The organism is Kitasatospora sp. NPDC001095 (assembly GCF_053598615.1).
In genome coordinates this window covers 1-18,112 of record NZ_JBSFKQ010000020.1, presented here as the reverse complement: position 1 = coordinate 18,112, position 18,112 = coordinate 1, and the positions used below count along the sequence as shown (strand labels likewise).

General features: G+C 75.2%; 16 protein-coding genes. 7 read left to right on the top strand and 9 right to left on the bottom strand.

The window, feature by feature from the left end:
• Nucleotides 1-7: 7 nt before the first annotated feature.
• Nucleotides 8-673 carry a TetR/AcrR family transcriptional regulator gene (locus ACWDBB_RS18615; RefSeq protein WP_449790629.1) on the top strand — a complete coding sequence of 222 codons (666 nt, stop codon included), beginning with the start codon at nt 8-10 and terminating at the stop codon, nt 671-673.
• Nucleotides 674-769: 96 nt separating this feature from the next.
• Here the strand turns inward: ACWDBB_RS18615 and ACWDBB_RS18610 are convergent, their stop codons facing one another.
• Nucleotides 770-1,372 carry an SUKH-4 family immunity protein gene (locus tag ACWDBB_RS18610; RefSeq protein WP_449790628.1) on the bottom strand — a complete coding sequence of 201 codons (603 nt, stop codon included), beginning with the start codon at nt 1,370-1,372 and terminating at the stop codon, nt 770-772.
• Nucleotides 1,373-1,516: 144 nt separating this feature from the next.
• A complete protein-coding gene (locus ACWDBB_RS18605) occupies nt 1,517-2,590 on the bottom strand; it encodes a TerD family protein (protein ID WP_449790627.1) in 1,074 nt (357 codons plus the stop codon).
• Between the two features lie 168 nt (nt 2,591-2,758).
• On the opposite strand from ACWDBB_RS18605, the gene ACWDBB_RS18600 reads away from it, so the two are divergent.
• Nucleotides 2,759-4,018: a pyroglutamyl peptidase gene (locus ACWDBB_RS18600; RefSeq protein ID WP_449790626.1), complete on the top strand. Its 1,260-nt coding sequence runs from the start codon at nt 2,759-2,761 to the stop codon at nt 4,016-4,018.
• Nucleotides 4,019-4,067: 49 nt separating this feature from the next.
• Here the strand turns inward: ACWDBB_RS18600 and ACWDBB_RS18595 are convergent, their stop codons facing one another.
• On the bottom strand, nt 4,068-4,568 hold the full coding sequence (locus ACWDBB_RS18595; RefSeq protein WP_449790705.1) for an inorganic diphosphatase: 501 nt from the start codon (nt 4,566-4,568) through the stop codon (nt 4,068-4,070).
• A gap of 109 nt (nt 4,569-4,677) precedes the next feature.
• Between ACWDBB_RS18595 and ACWDBB_RS18590 the strand changes: the two genes are divergently transcribed.
• The gene (locus ACWDBB_RS18590; RefSeq protein ID WP_449790625.1) at nt 4,678-5,484 is read left to right on the top strand and encodes a hypothetical protein; all 807 of its coding nucleotides are present in this window, start codon (nt 4,678-4,680) and stop codon (nt 5,482-5,484) included.
• A gap of 110 nt (nt 5,485-5,594) precedes the next feature.
• Complete coding sequence (locus tag ACWDBB_RS18585; RefSeq protein WP_449790624.1) at nt 5,595-6,671, top strand: restriction endonuclease; 1,077 nt, start codon at nt 5,595-5,597, stop codon at nt 6,669-6,671.
• Nucleotides 6,672-6,782: 111 nt separating this feature from the next.
• On the opposite strand, the gene ACWDBB_RS18580 is transcribed toward ACWDBB_RS18585, so the two are convergent.
• From ACWDBB_RS18580 to ACWDBB_RS18565, 4 genes are all read right to left on the bottom strand, one after another.
• The gene (locus tag ACWDBB_RS18580; protein ID WP_449790623.1) at nt 6,783-8,648 is read right to left on the bottom strand and encodes a CocE/NonD family hydrolase; all 1,866 of its coding nucleotides are present in this window, start codon (nt 8,646-8,648) and stop codon (nt 6,783-6,785) included.
• Entirely contained in the window at nt 8,645-9,070 is a 426-nt protein-coding gene (locus tag ACWDBB_RS18575; RefSeq protein WP_449790622.1) for a cupin domain-containing protein, read from the bottom strand. The genes ACWDBB_RS18580 and ACWDBB_RS18575 overlap by 4 nt, the downstream gene beginning before the upstream one ends.
• 93 nt (nt 9,071-9,163) lie before the next feature.
• On the bottom strand, nt 9,164-9,952 hold the full coding sequence (locus ACWDBB_RS18570; RefSeq protein ID WP_449790621.1) for a Mut7-C RNAse domain-containing protein: 789 nt from the start codon (nt 9,950-9,952) through the stop codon (nt 9,164-9,166).
• A 196-nt stretch (nt 9,953-10,148) separates the two neighbouring features.
• On the bottom strand, nt 10,149-11,411 hold the full coding sequence (locus ACWDBB_RS18565) for an MFS transporter (RefSeq protein WP_449790620.1): 1,263 nt from the start codon (nt 11,409-11,411) through the stop codon (nt 10,149-10,151).
• Between the two features lie 861 nt (nt 11,412-12,272).
• Between ACWDBB_RS18565 and ACWDBB_RS18560 the strand changes: the two genes are divergently transcribed.
• The 3 genes from ACWDBB_RS18560 to ACWDBB_RS18550 all read left to right on the top strand — a co-directional run bounded on the left by ACWDBB_RS18560 (nt 12,273) and on the right by ACWDBB_RS18550 (nt 16,051).
• Nucleotides 12,273-14,282 (top strand): molybdopterin cofactor-binding domain-containing protein, encoded by a 2,010-nt coding sequence (locus ACWDBB_RS18560; protein WP_449790619.1) that lies wholly within the window; start codon nt 12,273-12,275, stop codon nt 14,280-14,282.
• Nucleotides 14,283-14,323: 41 nt separating this feature from the next.
• Nucleotides 14,324-14,791 (top strand): (2Fe-2S)-binding protein, encoded by a 468-nt coding sequence (locus ACWDBB_RS18555; protein WP_449790618.1) that lies wholly within the window; start codon nt 14,324-14,326, stop codon nt 14,789-14,791.
• A 111-nt stretch (nt 14,792-14,902) separates the two neighbouring features.
• A complete protein-coding gene (locus tag ACWDBB_RS18550; protein WP_449790617.1) occupies nt 14,903-16,051 on the top strand; it encodes an alpha/beta hydrolase in 1,149 nt (382 codons plus the stop codon).
• Between the two features lie 149 nt (nt 16,052-16,200).
• On the opposite strand, the gene ACWDBB_RS18545 is transcribed toward ACWDBB_RS18550, so the two are convergent.
• On the bottom strand, nt 16,201-16,806 hold the full coding sequence (locus ACWDBB_RS18545; RefSeq protein ID WP_449790616.1) for a TIGR03086 family metal-binding protein: 606 nt from the start codon (nt 16,804-16,806) through the stop codon (nt 16,201-16,203).
• 125 nt (nt 16,807-16,931) lie between these two features.
• Nucleotides 16,932-17,696, bottom strand: coding sequence for an SDR family NAD(P)-dependent oxidoreductase (locus ACWDBB_RS18540; RefSeq protein ID WP_449790615.1), 765 nt, complete (start codon nt 17,694-17,696; stop codon nt 16,932-16,934).
• Nucleotides 17,697-18,112: the final 416 nt, after the last annotated feature.

Genomic DNA, 18,112 nt, shown 5'->3' with positions numbered 1-18,112 from the left:
CCCGTTAATGGCTGTCGAGCCCTCCCTGCCCGAGACCTCCCCGCCGGAGACCTCCCCGCCCGAGCCCTCCTCGCCCGGTACGGTCCGCCCCGGCGGCCGGACCGCCCGGGTCCGCGCCGCCGTCCTGCGCGCCGCCGAGGACGCCCTGGTCGAGCACGGCTTCGGCGGCCTGGACCTCGGCGACATCGCCCAGCGGGCCGAGGTCGGCCGCACCACCGTCTACCGCCGCTGGGGCAGCACAACGGCGCTGGTCGCGGACCTGCTCGCGGACATGGCCGAGCAGTCCCTGCCGCGCACCGACAGCGGCTCCCTCGCCGGGGACCTCCGGGCCAACGCCCGGCTCGTCCAGCGCACCCTGGCCGACTCCCGGCAGGGCGCGCTGTTCCGCGCCGTCATCGTGGCGGCGACCTGCGATCCCGACGCGGCCGAGGCGCTGCGACACTTCTACCGGCGCCGGGTCGAGGAGTGGGCGCCGTGCGTCACCGCGGCCGTCGAGCGCGGCGAACTCCCGCCGGACACCGACGTGTTCGAGGTCGTCCGGGCGGTCTCGGCGCCGCTCTACTACCGGATGCTCACCACCGCGGAGCCGCTGGACGAAGCGGCCGCGGACCGCGCGGCGCAGGCCGCCGAGGCGGCGGCCCGGGCCGGGGCGTACCGGCGCCAGGGCGATTAGGGCCCGTCGGACAGGAACGGCCGCACAGCGCCGAAGCGCCGTGCGGCCGTTCGCAACCGACCGGAGCCGGGGAAGACCGACCGGGGCCGGGGAAGGTCAGCCCTCGTACTCGTCGCGCAGGTTCTCCAGCAGGCCCGACCAGAGGTCCGACTCGTCCGGCCCCTGCCCCAACTCCCGCACCAGCGCGGCGAACTCGTCCAGCGCGGCCTTGGCGTCCCCGCCGCAGATCCGCTCCTCCAGGCGGGCCAGCAGCGCCAGCGCGCCGACCAGCCCGGGCAGCGAGTCGGCCGCCCAGCCGCCGTAGCCGTCCCCGTGGTCCCAGCCGTCCGGGTGGTAGATCCGTACGGTGCCGGTGTCGCCCGACACCATCAGGTGCCGCTCGCCGAACGTCCCGACGCAGTACCCCCAGTTGCTCGGCGGAGTGTCGTCGTCCGGGGTGCGCTCGCCGAACAGCTCGTCCAGGTCCGCCTCCCACATGCCGCGTTCGGGCAGGCCGGTGGCGTCGAAGCCGAGGAAGTCCAGCTCGACGGCCGGGACGCCGACCTCGGTCAGGAACGCCCGGGCGGCCTTCGACGTCAGCCGCTCGGGCAGCGCCCCGGGCTCGGGCCGCCACAGCGTGCCGGGGCCGAAGCAGGACTCCAGCCAGGCGGCGGTGGGGTTCCCGGCGGCGGCCGGCAGCTCGGCGTCGGGCGTGGTCATCGGTGCGTCTCCCCCGGTCGGAACGGTGCTCTGCCGCCATTCAAGCCCACCGCGCCGACAGCCGGGACACGCCCTCGGGCCGCCGGGGAGGACCCCCGGCGGCCCGAGCGGAGCCGCGGCCCGATGGTTTGGCGGCCTGATGGTTTAGAAGAAGCCGTCGTCCTCGTAGTAGTTGTTGACGACCACCTGGGGATCGTCGTCGAAGGCCTCGTTCAGCAGCGCGCCGCCGACCAGGCCGGCCGCGCCGGCGCCGATCAGCGCGCCGGTGCCGAAGCGCCGCCCGCCCTGGGCCGGCTGGCCGGGCAGCTGCGGCTGGCCCTGCTGGACCGGCTGCTGGACCGGCTGGGGGTAGCCGGCCTGCGCCGGGGTGTAGAACGGCGGGACGTTGGTCTGCACCCGCTGGGCGCAGGCCACGCAGGCCTCGATCTGGCGCGGCACGCCCCACTGCGGCGACCAGTACACCGCCGTGGTGCCGGCGCCGTGCGAGGGGTCGAAGAAACACGTCACGGGAAAGCTCCCTGGCTGGGTCGGGGGAACGGCGGGTTCGGCGGCGGTGGGCACGGCCGACACCGGGGCCGCGACCGGCACCGCCGGCGCGACGGGCGGCTTCACCGGCGCGGGCGGCACGGGCGGCGCGACCGGCACGGCGGCGGGCGCCGGCTGCAGGACGTCCACCCCGAAGTCGGTGGCGATGCCCGCGAGCCCCGCGGCGTACCCCTGCCCGACCGCCCGGAACTTCCAGTCCGCGCCGTGCCGGTACAGCTCGCCGAACACCATCGCCGTCTCGCTGCCGCCGTCCGACACGATGTCGTACCGGGCCACCTCGGCGCCGCCCTCCGGGTCGAGGACCCGGATGTGGGCGCCGCTGACCTGCCCGAAGGACTGCCGACGCTGCGCCGCGTCGTAGATCGCCACCGCGAAGACGATCTTCTCCACCCCGGCGGAGACCTCCGCGAGCCGGACCTCGATCTGCTCGCGGTCGGGGCCGCCGCCGGAGCCGCCCTGGTGCCGGACGGAACCGTCCGGGCTCTGCAGGTTGTTGAAGAAGACGAAGTGCTGGTCCGAGGCGACCTTCCCGTCCGCCCCGCAGAGCAGCGCGCTGGCGTCCAGGTCGTACCCCGCCCCGGCCGTCCAGCCGAGACCCACCCGGACCACCCTCAGCCCGGGGGCCTGCCTGCCCAGGGAGACGTTGCCGCCCTTCGTCAGGGCCACGCTCATGGAACTTCCTCCACCACCGTACGAGTACCGCTGTTCTTCCACGACAACGCTGTAGAACTCGCGACGGTTCCCGGTCGAACCGTCAGTTTTCCGTCAAGGCCGAAACAGCGCGAGGTACGGTGCCGACACTCTGGCGGGCCGTAAGGTCCGGACCTATTGTCAGCGGACATGACATGTCTACGCCGCGCCGCGGGACTGGCCGCCGCGCTCACCGGAACGCTCGCCGCCCTGCTGGCCCCGGCCGCCGCCCAGGCCGCACCGGCCGGCTGCCGCACCTCGGCCACGATGGCGTTGGACGCCGAGCAGGCCCGCCTCCAGGACGCCCGTACGACCGGTTTCACCGAGCGCTCCGGGCTGGGAGAACTGCTCGGGGCCTTCCCCTCCGCCCTGTGCGCCGCCCGCGACGCCCGGCAGGCCGAGCGGGTGGTCACCACGTGGGGCCGGACGCTCTGGCAGGCCGGACTGGACCGCGCCCAGGGCCGGCGGCCCAGCGGCGAACTGCCCGCCAGGGACGACCGCCCGCTGTACTGGACCAGGCTCGCGATGGCCGTCCGGCTCGCGCGGTGGCAGCCCCGGTTCGACGTCGACCACGCCGCGCTGCGGTCCCGCTTCGAGGACGCCTCGCGCGGCCTCGACGACGGTTTCGACTCCGCCTCCGGCGTCCGTCGGATCTTCGTCAGCGGCTTCGACCCGTTCGGCCTGGACGCCGAGCCGCGCCGCGCCAACCCCTCCGGCTCGGCCGTCCTGCAGCTGCACGGGCAGCGGATCACCCTCGCCGACGGCAGCACCGCCGAGGTCCGGGCGGTCGTGCTCCCCGTGCGCTACCGGGACTTCGACGAGGGCATCGTCGAGCGCGCCTTCACCCCGCACCTGCGGCCGGGCCGACAGTCCGCCGACCTGATCACCAGCATCAGCCAGGGCTACCCGGGCAAGTTCACCCTGGAGGAGTGGGCCGGGCGCGCCCGCTCCGCCGACCCGGCCACCGACAACGTGGCCGCGCTCTCCGGTGGCACCACCCGGCACCCGGTGGACGCCCCCGGCCTGGCCGCCGGGCCGCAGTTCGTCCGCACCACCCTGCCGACCGACGCCATGAGGGCCGTCCAGCAGCCCTTCCCGGTGCTGCTCGACACCTTCGTCACCGAGATCCCGGCGGGTGCCACCGACCCCGTCTTCCGGCCGGACGGGCCCACCCCCGGCTCCCGCGCGGTCTCCGGTGGCGGCGGCGGGTACCTGTCCAACGAGGTCGCCTACCGCTCCAACCGGCTGCGCACGTTCCTCGCCCCGGGACTGCCAGGCGGGCATCTGCACACCCCGGTCCTGACCGGCCTGCCGGCCGACCCGAGCCTGCTCACCGCACCGGAGTTCGAGCAGAACGAGGCCGCGATCGGCGACGAGGTGCGGGCGATCCTGAGCACCGCCCGACTCTGACGGCGCCTCCGGGGCGGGCGGTGGGAACCGGCCCGCCCCGGAGGCCCGTTCAGGCCGGGCCGGCGAAGCGCGTGCCCGCCGCACGGGCGCGCGAATCGGCGATCTCGGCGTAGGCGGCGTCGTGCCCCGCCCAGTGCGAGCCCTCGACGGACTTGCCGCGCTCCAGGTCCTTGTACACCAGGAAGAAGTGGGTGATCTCCAGCAGGTCGAACTCCCGGACGTCCCCGATGTCCCGCAGGTCGGCGTAGCGCGGGTCGTGGGCCGGGACGCAGAGCACCTTCTGGTCCGGGCCGCGCTCGTCGCGCATCACCCACATGCCCACCGCCCGGCAGGTCCGCAGGCAGCCGGGGACGGCCGGCTCGCCGCCGAGCACCAGGGCGTCCAGCGGCTCGCCGTCGCCGCCGAGGGTGCCCTCGACGTAGCCGAAGTCGGCGGGGTAGGCGGTGGCCGTGAAGAGCATGCGGTCCAGGCGGATCCGGCCCGCCACGAAGTCCATCACGTACTTGTTCCGCGACCCCTGAGGGATCTCGATCATGACCTCGAACTCCACGTCGAACGCCACCGCGGCCTCCTCCTCGGTTCCTGGGGGAATTGTCGGCCGTCCGGACGGCCACCGAAAGCACCCCCGCCGTTCAACCCGCCCCACTACCGTCCGGCGCATGGGGAACTGGCGGGTCACGGTCCTGGATCGCCGTCGCCGCGCGGGCGGACGCCCGCAGGGCCTTCCGGACGGGCCGCTGGCCCGCCGGGACGGAACGGAGCTGCACGTCCGGGACGGCGGGCTCGTCCGCGTCGACGCCACCGGCGGGGAACGCTGGCGGCGGCCCTGCCCGGGCCGTCCGAACGCGGCGCACCTCTCGGCCGGCCGGGCGCTGGTCACCACCGACTCCTTCACCCGCACCGCGCCGGGCCCGGCCCTGCTGCTGGACCTCGCCGACGGCGCCACCCTCGCGGAGCTGCGCGGCGAGCGCGGCGCGGCCCTCGGCGGCGGCCGCTTCCTGCTCGGGTCGGCGGGCCAAGGCGCCTTCGGCACCCGGGCGTACGACCGGGACGGCACCCTGGTCGACTCCTGGCTCAGCTATGGCCACTACGTGGTCGGCGGCGCCCTGCGGGTGGTCGAGACGGACCGTCGCCACCCGACCGGAAGCCGGGTGGTCCGGCTGCTGCCCGGCGGCCGGATCGAGCACGGCCCGCTGCTGGCCGACCCGCAGGCCCCGGCGCCGCTGGTACTGCCGGACGGCACCCTGCTGGTGCTGGACGCGGGGGTGCTGCGCGCGGTCGGCCGGGACCTGGACGACGCCGTACTGGCCGAGCTGCTCCCCCTCGCCCCGGAGGACCGGCCGCGCCACACCGGCTCGCTGCACCGCACCGCCGACGGCCTCGCCGTCACGCTGGTCGAGCGCCACCCGACCCGGATGGGCGCCTACACCACCCACGCGTGGACCCTCGACCTGCACGCAGGCTAGCCTCCAGATCTCGATTGTGCGGCGGAACTGACGGCCCGACATCCCTTCGTCCACGATTCCTCTACGGTGACGCCTGCAACAACCGTCACCATGCAAGAGGGGGCACGCCCATGTCCCGGAGCCGGAAGCTCCACCGCCTCAGCAACCCCGACGTCGACGAACGCCGCGCCCAGCGCGCGCTGTTCCGTCACCTCCGCGACGACACCAACGCCAACCGCGGCCGGATGGCCAAGCGCGTCCGCGAGCTCCAGCTGCTGCTGGCGATGGACCCGGTCGAGTTCGAGGGCCTCATCGCCCGGCTGATGGAGGCGATGGGCATGAAGGTCGAGCTCACCGCCCGGTCGCGGGACGGCGGGGTGGACGTCCGCGGCGTCGACCCGGACCCGTTCCGCGGCGGCAACGTCATCGTGCAGGTGAAGCGGTACCGGGACACGGTGGCGCCGTCCGCGGTGCGGGACCTGTACGGCACGCTGCGGCACGACCGGGACGCGACCAAGGCCGTCCTGGTCACCACCAGCAAGTTCGGCCCCAGCTCGCACCAGTTCGTCGCGGGCAAGCCGGTCAGCCTGATCAACGGCGCCGAGCTGGTCGGGCTGCTCAAGCACCACGGCTTCCACGAGGTGTTCGCGGCCGTCCAGGACGGGGACTCCCCCGAGGCCGACGCCCTGGACGGGCTGCCCGCCATCGAGGTGGCCGCCGAGCCCTCACGGCTGCTGCTGCACTGGACCGGGGAGGAGGAGTACGACATCGCCGCCCTGGTCTGCACGGGCAACGTGGCGCTCTCCGACGACCACCTGGTGTTCTACAACAACGCCTCGACGCCGGACGGTTCGGTGCGGTTGGTGACTGGCTACGGCGACGCGAACGCCTGCCTGATGGTCGACTTCGACGCGCTGCCCGCCGAGGTCGACCGGCTGGTCGTGATCGCCGCCGCCGACACCGAGAACCACCCCGGGGCCACCATGGGCGGGTTCGCCGGGCCGGCGCTGATCCTGGAGGCCGGCTCCGGGCAGGACGCGGCCGTGGTGCACCTGGCGGACGGCGCGGAGACCAACACCGCGATGCGGCTCGGCCGGTTCGACCGCGAGCCCTCCGGGGACTGGGAGTTCACTCCGGCGCTCGCCGGGTACCCGGGCGGGCTGCGCCAGGCCGTGACCGCCTACGGGCTGGAGGTCGTGGACGCGTGACGGGGCGGGGCGCCCGGTCGTCGACCGGGCGCCTCGCCCCGCGAACCCGACGCTTCACGCGTCTCGGCCATTGCGCCTCAGCACTTGGCTCGTCTCGGCACTTCGCGGACCTCAGTGCACGACCGGCAGTTCCAGCACCGACCCCCGGTCCCCGCCCCAGCCGATCCGGTAGTCCGCCCGCCCGTCGGCCGGCAGCAGCTGGAAGGAGTCCGGGTTGGCGGCGGCGACGGTGAGCCTGATCCGCTCGCCGGCGCGGAACAGCACCGAGACGGGCTGGAGGTCGATGGTGACGCGCTGGGCGCTCCCCCGCGGGAAGTCCTCGGCGTCCTCGGCCGCGTAGCTGCGCGGCGTGCGCAGCCGGCGCCAGTCCGGGTTGTCCGACCGGTCGGCCACCGCCCTGTCCGCCATGGCGAGTTGACCTTCCGTCAGGTACGTGACCCGGCCGTCCGGAGCGACGTCCTCCAGGTAGACGTGCAGGGCGCCGCGTGCCGAGCCCGCCAGTCCGGTGACATCGAGGGTGACCTTGCCGTTGCCGGTGACCCTGGTGTCGGCGGTCAGCGGCGCCGTGGTGTAGCCGAGCAGCTTGGCGTCGACGGCGGCACGGTCGGGGTAACTGACCTCGTCACCGCTGAGGTTGGTGTTCCAGCGGTCCAACGGGCCGGTGCCGGCGGTCGGGTCGAGGTGCAGCGGGTCTGAGCCGTGGCGGTGGTCGTCGGCCCGGCCGGCGAGCGTGCCGCCCGCGCCGAGGTGGAACCGCTGGGTGCGGGTGCCGGGCACCGGCCAGCGGGTGGTGGTGCGCCAGACGCCCTCGTTGAAGGTGTAGTAGTGCACCTGTCGGCGGCCGTCGGGGCGGGCGTCGCCGCGCACGTAGCGGTCGAAGAAGTCGAACACGCGCCGGTCGTTCTCGTCGTGTTCCCGCTCGGTGAGCGGGCGGGCGGGCTGGAACGGGTCGGCGAGCCACCCGGCACCGTGGTTCCACGGGCCGAGCCAGACGTCCTGGGTGTTGGACAGACCGGTGAACTGGGAGAGCGTCCCGTTGGCGGTGCCGGCGTCGAGCCAGCCGGCCCGGGTCAGGACGGGCACCCGGCCGGCCTCGATCGCGTCGGTCCGTTCGCCGACGCTGCCGACCGTCCAGCTCTTCGGTCCGTCCCGGTAGTCGCGGTGGACGCCGGTGTGCGCCATCTCGACGAGGTTGGCGTTGTCCGCGTGCTCGGCGCGGGCGGCGGCGAGCAGGGCCGGCCCGTCGGGGCCGTCGACCGGCCGGGGCTGGAGCCCGGTGAGGCCGACGTCGGCGCAGAGCTTCCGGGTCCGCTCGTCGGTCTCGCAGGTGGTGCCGCCGGCCTGGTCGAGGACGCGCAGCAGCAGCGCGTACTGGGCGATGCGCGGTTCGATGAGCACACCGCCGGGGCGGACCAGGTCCTCGTACGGGTCGAAGTCGTAGGAGATCGGGGCGGCGGCGGTGATGTGGTGGTTGCCGAGGGCGGTGGCGAGCATCGCGGTGTCGCCGCCGTAGGAGATGCCGGTGGTGCCGACCCGGCCGTTGGACCAGGGCTGGGCGGCGATCCAGTCGCTGAGCGGGCCGCTGTCGGCGGTCAGGTCGGCGCCGAGTTCGGAGGTGAGGGTGCCGAAGGAGGCCCCGGTGCCGCGCAGGTCGGCGGTCACGAAGGCGTAGCCGCGGGCGGTCCACCGCCGCGCCTCGCCGCTGACGCCGTCGGTCTGGCCGGCCCGGACCCTCGCCCGCCAGTAGCGGTTGGTGACCAGCACGGTGGGCAGTCGGGCGCCGGCCCGGGTGCCCTCGGGGAGGTGGACGTCGACGGCGAGACGGACCCCGTCCGGCATCGCCACGTAGAGCGACCGCCGCGATGGTTCGGCGGAACCGGCGGGCGCGGCGGCGGCCGCCGGGGCGACCGAGAGTCCGAGCACGGCGGCGGCCGCGAGCAGCGCCGCCAGCGGGCGGCGCGGCAGTCCCCGCCTCATCGGACGGTCGCCTTCCAGCGGCCTTCCTCCGGGCGTGCCTCGCGGTCCGTGCCGGGCCAGGGCGGCATGGTGACGGCGGTGATCCGCAGCGGCCCGTCGGAGCCCTCGTCCGCCCGGAACTGGAACGCGGTGCCCAGCGGAATCGACACCGCCGTTCCGGGCGCGAGCCGTACGGTCTCCTCGCGGCCGCCCTGGCGGCGCCACAGCTCGCCGCTGCCCGCGGTGACCTGCCACAGCTCCTGCACGGTGGCGTGCGACACCGCGTGGGTCACCTGCCCGGGGGTGAGCGTGAAGACCGCGAGGCTCCCGGATCCCTCCAGCACCAGCAGCGGGCGCACCTCGGCCCCGTCCGGGGCGGTCACCACCTCGGCGTCCCCCACGTCCGCGGTGCCGAAGGGCTGGTGCCCTGTGTGATGTCCCATGTGACGACCTGGCCTCTCATCCGAGTGAGTAGCGTGGTCTCGTCCCCCACCGTCGATGGGATCACGGGCCCCCGGCCGTCCGCCAGGGCGGGGCTACCCTGAGACGACCCCGATCCGGCCCCGGCCCTCCCCGGACTCCTGGCCTCCTCCCGCGGTCGGATCGGCTCCGAAGTCGCGCACGGCCTCGGTGACGATCGCCTCCAGGCGGGCGTGATGGGCGCCGCGCCAGTAGGCCTGTCCGCAGTCGGCGCACTGGGCGAAGGCGTCGTAGGAGCGCTCGGTGCCGTCCCGCAGTTGCTCGCGCACCGAGGTCTTGGTGGCCGGGTGCAGCGTGCCGTTGCAGGCGGTGCAGCGGCTCCAGGGGGCGAGCGGCGGCGCGAAGCGGGAGAGCACGTCGCGCAGTTGCTCGACGGGGCGGTGGCTGTACACGTAGGCGCCGGCCCACAGTTCGCGGCGGCGCAGCAGGCCGCGGTCGCGGGAGAGCATGATCCGCTGCTCGGCGGCCGAGCGGGCGGCCAGGGCGGCATCGCCGATGTCGGGGTTCTCGTACGCGGCGTCCACGCCGAGCAGGCGCAGCCGGCGGGTGAGGGTGCCGAGGTGGACGTCCAGCAGGAAGCGCGCCGGGGCGGGCGAGCGCTGCGGCCTGGTGACGGCCCGGACGGAGATCTCCTCGCCGTCGGCCGGCACGTGGGTGTCGGGCACGGCCCGGCCGTCCACCAGCAGGGCGCCGACCTCGGTGAGCGGGACGCCCAGGGACTCGACGACGTGGCCGAGGGTGGAGGTGCCGTCGGTGCGCAGCGCGGTGCTGCCGGCCCGCCGGGGCGCGGAGACGAAGAGGTGCAGTTCGGGGGCGAAGTCGAGGCTGATCTGGGGTCGGTCCACGCGGCCAGCATGCCAGCGGGCGGCGGGCCGGGGCCACCGGGTTTGCGGCTCGCCGTCGGACCGGCCGTCCCGGGCGCACGGCGGCCGTCCGAGCCCAGGCGGCCGCGGACGCGGGCGAGGTCGGGCGGCCGGCGGCACGGGCGGGCTCAGACGGCCGCCGACGCACGCGGGCTCAGGCGGCTGGCGACGCGCGGGCTCAGACGGCCGCCGCGACCACCGTCGACGGGGACACCGGGTGACCGCGGTCGCGCGCCGCCCAGCGGGCGACCGGCCCCATCGCGTACCCGGCCGCGAGGAACGCCCCGCCCAGGACCAGCCAGCCGACCAGACCCCCGTCCAGCAGCAGTGTGGTGAGCAGCAGCGGTCCGAGGGTGCGGGCGACGGCGACGCCGGTGCCGAAGAAGCCCTGGTACTGACCGACCCGCCCGGGCGGGGCGAGGTCGAAGGCGATCTGCCAGCTGCCGGCCGACTGCCGCATCTCCCCGGCCACCTGGAGGACGGAGGCCGCGACCAGCAGTGCGCCGACCGCCCAGACCGGCACGTCCAGCGCGGACAGTCCGAAGACCGCGCAGGATGCGAGCAGCAGCAGCCCGGCGGAGCGGACGGCCCGGGCGGCCGGGGCCAGTCCGGTGACGCCGCGTGCCGCCCGGACCTGGAAGGCCAGCACCGCGAGGGTGTTGAGCACGAACAGCGCCGAGCCGAGCCAGCCGAGCCCGGGGGCGCGCGCGGCGATCCAGAGCGGGATGATCAGGCTGAGCAGCGGCATCCGCAGCAGCAGGACGGCGTTGACGGCCGTGACGGCGGCGTACCGGCGGTCGCGCAGTACGGCGAGGCGCGGCCCGGCGTCCGAGGACCCTGCCGCGGGCGGGGCTTCGGGCAGCCGCCGCAGGAACAGCGCGGCGAGCAGGAAGCCGAGCGCGGTGACGGCGAAGGCGGTCAGGTACGCGGCGCGGGTGCCCAGGCCGAGCGCGATGCCGCCGATCGCCGCGCCGACGGCCAGTCCGCCGTTGAGGGTGGACTGCATGTGGGCGAGCAGCGCGGTCCGCTGCGCGGGCGGCACCAGCGCGGCGACCAGTGCCTGCCGGGCGGCGGTCAGGCCGGACTGCGCGGTGGCGTAGAGGCAGACCGCGACCAGGAACAGCGGGTAGGAGCGGATCACCAGGAAGGCGGTGACCACGGCCGCCGTGCCCAGCGCGAGCGCCACCGAGGTGCGGCGCGGGCCGCGCCGGTCGGCGAGGTGCCCGAGCGGGACGCCGGCCACGGAGCCGAGCGCCCAGGCGAGGGTGAGGCCGATTCCGAGGGCGGTCGGCGACATCCCGACCACCCTGGTGAAGTAGAGCGCGGAGCAGGTGTAGTAGGCGCCGTCGCCCACGGCGGCGGCCAACTGGGCGGCCGCGAGGGTCCGCTGGGGCCCGGCGGGCGGCAGGGCGCCGCGGCGGGCGGCTCGTTCGGTCGGCATGCCTCTCCTTCGCTCGGGCGCGTTCTGGTGCGTAGGCGCGGTCACCCACACGCGTCCACCTGTGTAAACGACTTCACGGACCGTCACCCCTACCCGCGACCGCCGGATGGGCGGCGCACGGAGCGGCTCTTCGCGACCGCGGCTCTGGCGCCCCCTCACCCTAGGAGAGAACCGGCCCAGTGGACCGGTCCAGTGATCAAGGAATTTCCTGGGCCAATCCGCCATGCCGCCGCACCGTCGACCGACCCGTGAACCCGCGTGCGAGGGGCTCCAGTTGGCGCCTCCGAGTTCTTCGGAGCGGTCCCGCCCCGGCCGCGCCCGCGCCGGTGAAGCGCCGTCCGTACCCGCTCCGAATCCGGCTCCGCCGAGCGCTGCAAAACCGCGATCGGACAGACCAGGGGCCAACTTTGACCGTGTTGACCCGTCAGTAGCGCCCTTTTATGCTCAACGGCGTTCGCGATCCGGCACCGGGCCGGGGCCGCCCGGCCCGCCCGCTCCATCGCCGTCTCCGGTTCGAAGGGTGGCCTCCCCATCAGCACCTCCATCGCGCCCTCGGACTCCACCGACCGACCCGACGGCCCCGGGCACCCGCACACCCACCCCGCCGACGCTCCGTACGCCCCGGCGTCGGACGGCGGCACCCGCCGACGGCGTTTCCTCACCTACCTGCTGGCCGCCCCCACCCTCACCGTCGCCGCCGGCCTCGGCCTCGACACCGCCGCGCCCGCCACCGCGGAGGCCGCCGCCCCGACGCCCGTCCAGCCCGCCGCCGCAGCCGCCGCGCCGGCCCGCGAGACGGCCCTCCCCCAGCAGCTGATCGGGCTGCCCGGCATCCCGGACATCGTCGACCTCGGCGACGCGATGGTCATCGCCGGGCTGCCGACCGCCCACCTGCTGGTTCTCGAGGTCACGGCCGACGGCCGCGCCGCACTCCACCTGCCCCGGCTGGAGGTCGGCCAGGGCCTCACCACCGCGATCGCCATGATCGTCGCGGAGGAGCTCGACGCCCGGCTCTCCGACGTCGACGTCCCGCTCTCCGACGCCCGCCCCGAACTGCTCTTCAACCAGCTGACCGGCGGCTCCAACTCGATCCGCTCGCTGTACGACCCGGTGCGCGCCGCGGCTGCCGCCGCCCGGGCCCGGCTGGTGACCGCCGCCGCCAAGCGCTGGAACGTTCCCGCGGCCACCCTGCGCACCGCCGACTCCGCCGTCCTCGCCCCCGACGGCCGCCGCCTCGGCTACGGCGACCTCGCCGCCGAGGCGGCCCGCGTCGCCGTGCCCGCCGTCCCGGCCGTCCCCAAGACCGCCGACCAGCTGCGCCTGGTGGGCAGGCCGACCGGCCGGATCGACGCCCGCGACATCGTCACCGGCCGGGCCCAGTACACCGGGGACCTCCAGGTCCCGGGCGCCGTGCCCACCGTGGTCGCCCGCCCCACCACCGTGGGCGGCACCCTCAAGTCCCTGGACGCCTCCGCCGCCCGCGCCATGCCCGGCGTCCTCGGCGTGGTGCGGATCCCGACCGGCGTCGCCGTCCTCGCCGAGACCTTCGACCAGGCGCTCAAGGCCCGCGACGCGCTGGTCACCACCTGGAACCCGGGCCCGGTCGCCGGCCTGTCCGACGCCGACGTACGGTCCAAACTGCGGGCCGCCCACCTGCCGTCCCTCCCGCCGCCGCTGCTCTCCCACCGGGTCGAGGGGGGGTTCGACTTCGCCTTCGTCAACCACGCCCCGATGGAGGTGCTCACCGCCGTCGCCGACGTCCGGCCGAACCGCGCCGAACTGTGGTTCGCCGCGCAGAGCCCGATCCTCGCCCAGGGCACCATCGCCAGGGAACTCGGCCTGCCGGAGAACGCCGTCACCGTCCACGTGGTGCGCGGCGGCGGTTCGTTCGGCCGCCGGCTGTTCTTCGACGCCGCCCTGGAGGCCGCCCAGGTCTCCAAGGCTGCCGGCCGCCCGGTCAAGCTGATGTGGACCCGCAACGACGACATGCGCCACGGCCGGGTGCGCCCCGCCAGCCACCACGTCATCCGGGCCACCTACGGCCTCGGCCAGGTGTTCAGCTGGGAGCACCGCGTGGCCGGCGTCCGGACCGACCTCGGGCACGGCCTCGGCGAGATGCTCACCGCCGCCGGCTACGACCTCCCGCTGGCCGGGCTCACCGCCTCCGAACTCTTCTTCCTGCTGACCGAGAAGATCCCGTACGACGTCGGCGTCCCCACCCAGCTGCTCGCCGAGCTGCCGCTGGAACTGCCCACCGGCAGCTGGCGCTCGGTCTACTCGGGCACCGTCCGGGTCTCCGACGAGATCATGATGGACGAACTCGCCCGCGCGATGGGCCAGGACGAACTCTCCTTCCGCCGCGACCGGATGCGCAGCGCCGCCGGACGGGCCGTGCTGGACGAGCTCGCCAGGCGCGGCAACTGGGGCCGCCCGATGCCCCCCGGCCAGGCCCAGGGCATCGGCTACCACGACGAGCACAGCGCCTGCGTCGCCTACCTGGTCGAGCTGGACGCCACCGACCGCGCCAACCCGCGGGTCACCAAGGCCGTCGTCGTCGCCGACGTCGGCCGGGTGATCAACCCCAGGGGCCTGGAGGCCCAGCTGACCGGCGCGCTCGTCGACGGCATCTCGGTGATCCTCCAGGCCGGCAACCACCTGGACAACGGCGCCTTCCGGGAGGGCAGTTACGGCGACTTCCACTACGCCCGGCAGCGGCACACCCCGCCGGTGGTCGAGATCCACCTGATGCCGCCGAGCGGACAGCCCGGCGGCGCGGGCGAACTCGGCGTCCCGGCCGCCTCCGCCGCCGTCGCCAACGCCTACGCCCGGGCGACCGGCACCAGTCCGCGCTCCTTCCCGATCAACTTCTGACCACCGGCTCCTGACCACCAGCTGAGGAATCCCGACTCCCCATGCCCACCCACACCTTCGTCCTCAACGGGAAGCCCGTCACCGTCGAGGCCCCGGACGACATGCCGCTGCTCTGGGTCCTGCGCGACAAGCTCGGCGTCACCGGCCCCAAGTACGGCTGCGGGGTGGGCGTCTGCCGCGCCTGCACCAGCCACCTGGACGGCCAGGAGTTCCAGCCCTGCACCCGGTCCGTCAAGGACTGCGAGGGCCACACCGTCACCACCATCGAGGGACTGGCCGACGGCGAGGTGCTGCACCCCGTCCAGGAGGCCTGGCTCGCCTGCGACGTCGCCCAGTGCGGCTTCTGCCAGCCGGGCCAGATCATGACCGCCGTCGCCCTGCTGCGCCGCACCCCGAACCCGACGGACGCGGACATCGACCAGATCCAGAACATCTGCCGCTGCGGCACCTATCCGCGCATCCGCGAGGCGATCAAGCAGGCCGCCACCCGACAGGGCGCCAAGCCCTGAGCGGACGGCGAGCCCTGGCGCGGCGCGAGCAGTTCGGCGCCCTGGCCACACCGGTCCGCACCACCTAGGCTGGCCCGGGGATCCAGTCGCCGAGCCACGCGAGGATGACACATGATCAGGCGCCGTTCACTGCTCGCCCTCGCCGGCCTGGGCGGGGCCGCGACCCTGCTGCCCGCCGGGCCCGCCCAGGCCGCCCCGGCCGCCCCCGCGCGCGCCATCGACCTGCCCGCGCCCACCGTCGGCCGCCCGGTCGGCACCACCAGCCTGCACCTGGTCGACCACGGCCGCCCCGACCCGTTCGCCCCCGTCCCCGGCCTGCGCGAACTCATGGTCCAGTTCTGGTACCCGGCGCGCGGCACCGCCGGCCGGCCCCGCGCGCCCTACACCACCGCGCGGGTCGCGGCCGCGATCGAGCGGATCCTGCCGCTGGATCCGGGCACCCTCGCCCTGGTCCGCCCCACCGCCCGCGTCGACGCCCCCGCCCACCCCGGCCCGCTCCCCCTGCTGCTGCTCGGCCACGGCCGCGGCGGCGCACGCAGCAACTGCACCGCACTGGCCGAGGAGTTGGCCGCCCACGGCTACCTCGTCGCGGCCGTCGACCACACCTACGACGCCGCCGCCGTCGAGTTCCCGGACGGCCGGCTGGTGCGCGGCGCCCTGCCGGAGAGCCCGCCGGGCTGGGACCCCGAGGACCGCAAGGAGATCGCCGCACGGGTCGGCGACCTGCGCTTCGTCACCGACGAACTGACCGGCGGCCGGCTGCCGTTCCGGGTCGATGAGGAGCGTATCGGCGTGCTCGGCCACTCCATGGGCGGAGCCGCGGCCGCCGAGGCGCTGCGCCAGGACCGGCGCCTGCGGATCGGCCTCGACCTCGACGGCGGCCTGTTCGGCTCCCCTGTCCCCGAACTCGGGCTGGACCGGCCGTTCCTGCTGCTCACCTCGATCGACGACCACGACACCTGGCAGCGCTGGCGCGAGCACCACCACGCCTGGGGCCGCCAGCTGCGCACCCTGGGCGCGGGCCACCTCAGCTTCACCGACCTGCCGCACGCCGCCGCCCCCGGCCACCTCGCCGACCACCTCCCCGCCGACGCCTACGCCGCCCTGCTCGGCACCCTCGCCCCGCCCCGCGCCACCGCGCTCACCCGCAGCTACGTCCGGGCCTTCGCCGACCGCTTCCTGCGCGACCGCCCCACCCCGCTCCTCGACGGCCCGTCGCCTCGCCACCCGGAGATCGAGTTCCGCTGGAGCCGCGGGTAGGGGCCGTGTCGCCGATCGTTCCCGGGCCGGGACACTCCCCCGGCCTTCGGGCCGGGCGGTACCCCACCCCCGCCCTGCGATGCACGCACCCCAAGGCCGCGCCCTGATCCGGACTGGTCGACAAGACGGGCCCCGGGCACGATCCCGCCCTAACCCGCCGGGTACTCCGCCGGGTCGCGGCCGAAGAAGGCGGCGAGCCGGTCGTACGCCGGGGCGTCCTCGGGGGCGGCGACGGCGGGGCCGAACGCGTGGTGCTCCTCCTCGGCGCCGCGGTACTCGGGCTTGAGCGCGCCGCCGGCCCAGGCGAGCGCCGCGTGTGCGACCTCGTGGTCCAGGCCCTCGGTGGACTGGCCGGTGGCTCGGGCCAAGTCCCAACCGTGGACGGCGAATTCGGCGATCTGCTGGTCCACCGGGAAGCGGGCCGGGAGGGTGCCGACGCCGGGGATCTCCAGGGTGCCTCCGAGGTCGCCGGCCGCGCGCCAGGCGTCGACCAGTTCCTCCGCCCCGGCCTCGAAGGCGTGCAGCCAGTCCTCCTCGACCCGGTCGAAGGGCTGCGACCAGTCCGGCTGCCCGCCCTTCGCCCGTACAGTGAACTGCCGCAGGTCGTGCAGGAGGTGGCTGACCAGGTCGCCGACGTCCCACGAGCGGCAGGGCGTCGGGTGGCCGGCCAGCTCGACGCCGGTGCCGTCGATCAGTCCGGCGGTCTGCGCGAGGGCCCGGGCGAGCAGCTCGATCGGGTCTTCCGCTGCGGTCATGGCACACCTCTCGGTACGGGGTCCCGGTGCGGGAGCGCGGGTCGTGCCGGGTGATCGTAAGCGCGGGCACCGACCACCGCCCGCCACGACACCGCACCCACCGTCACCGGGCCCGCCGCCGGGCGTCAGGAAGCGAAGCCGCCGTCCACCGCCAGCTCCGCGCCGGTGACGTACCGGCCGTCCGCGCCGACCAGGTAGGCGACGGCGCCGGCGACGTCCGCCCCGGTGCCGAAGCGGCCGAGTGCGGTGAGTCCGCTCTGGAGCTCCGCCGCCGGGCCGTCGACCGGGTTCATGTCGGTGTCGATCGGCCCGGGGTGGACCAGGTTGGCGGTGATCCCGCGCGGGCCGAGCTCGCGGGCCAGCGCCTTGGTCAGGCCGATCAGCGCGGCCTTGCTGGTCGCGTACAGCGTGGCACCGGGGAAGGCGGCGCGCTGGGCGATGCAGCTGCCGATGCTGACGATCCGCCCGCCGTCGGCCAGGTGCGCGGAGGCCGCCCTGGCGTACAGGAAGGGGGCCCGGACGTTCACCTCCATCACCCGGTCGACGTCCTCCAGCGTGAAGTCGCCGATCGGGCCGACGGCGCCGACGCCGGCGTTGTTCACCAGGACGTCCAGTTTCCCGAACCGCTCGACGACGGCCTCGACCACGCTCTCCACCGCCTGCGGGTCGCAGCTGTCCGCCCGTAGGGCCCAGCCGGTCCGCCCCATCGCGGTGATCTTGGCGACGACCTCCTCGGCCCGCTCCGCACCGCCCTGGTAGGTCAGCACCACGTGGGCACCGTCCTCGGCCAGCCGCAGGGCGACCGCCGCCCCGATCCCCCGGCTGCCGCCGGTCACCAGCGCCACCTTGCCGTCGACCCCGTCGATTCCCGCCGCACCGTTCATCGTCATCTCTCCAGAACTCCTCGTTCCGATCTCGGACATGACTCGATCCTGGTCCGGGGCGTTTCAAACCTCCGGCGGAAATCAGACGTTGCGTTCAACGTTCAACCATTCGCGGGACGCCCCGCACCCCGGCGTACGCGCCCGTCAGTGGCAGTACGAGCCGACCGCCGTCTGTCCCGTGCGGTCGGGCCCGGCCGCCGGGTCGGCTCCGGCGTAGCCGAAGGGCCGCTCCAGCTCCCGCGCGCCGTCCAGGAGCAACGGGTGCCGCCGCGCGGTTCTCGAATCCCGCCGCGCGCAGGGCCGTCACCACCGGACCGTCGGCCGACGCCGGCGAGAGGCCGGACGGCCGGCGCCCGCCCCGCGCGGGGCCCTGGGTGCGGCGCCTGTTCTCGAAGCTGCCGTCGGGCCCGGCCGGCCCCGGG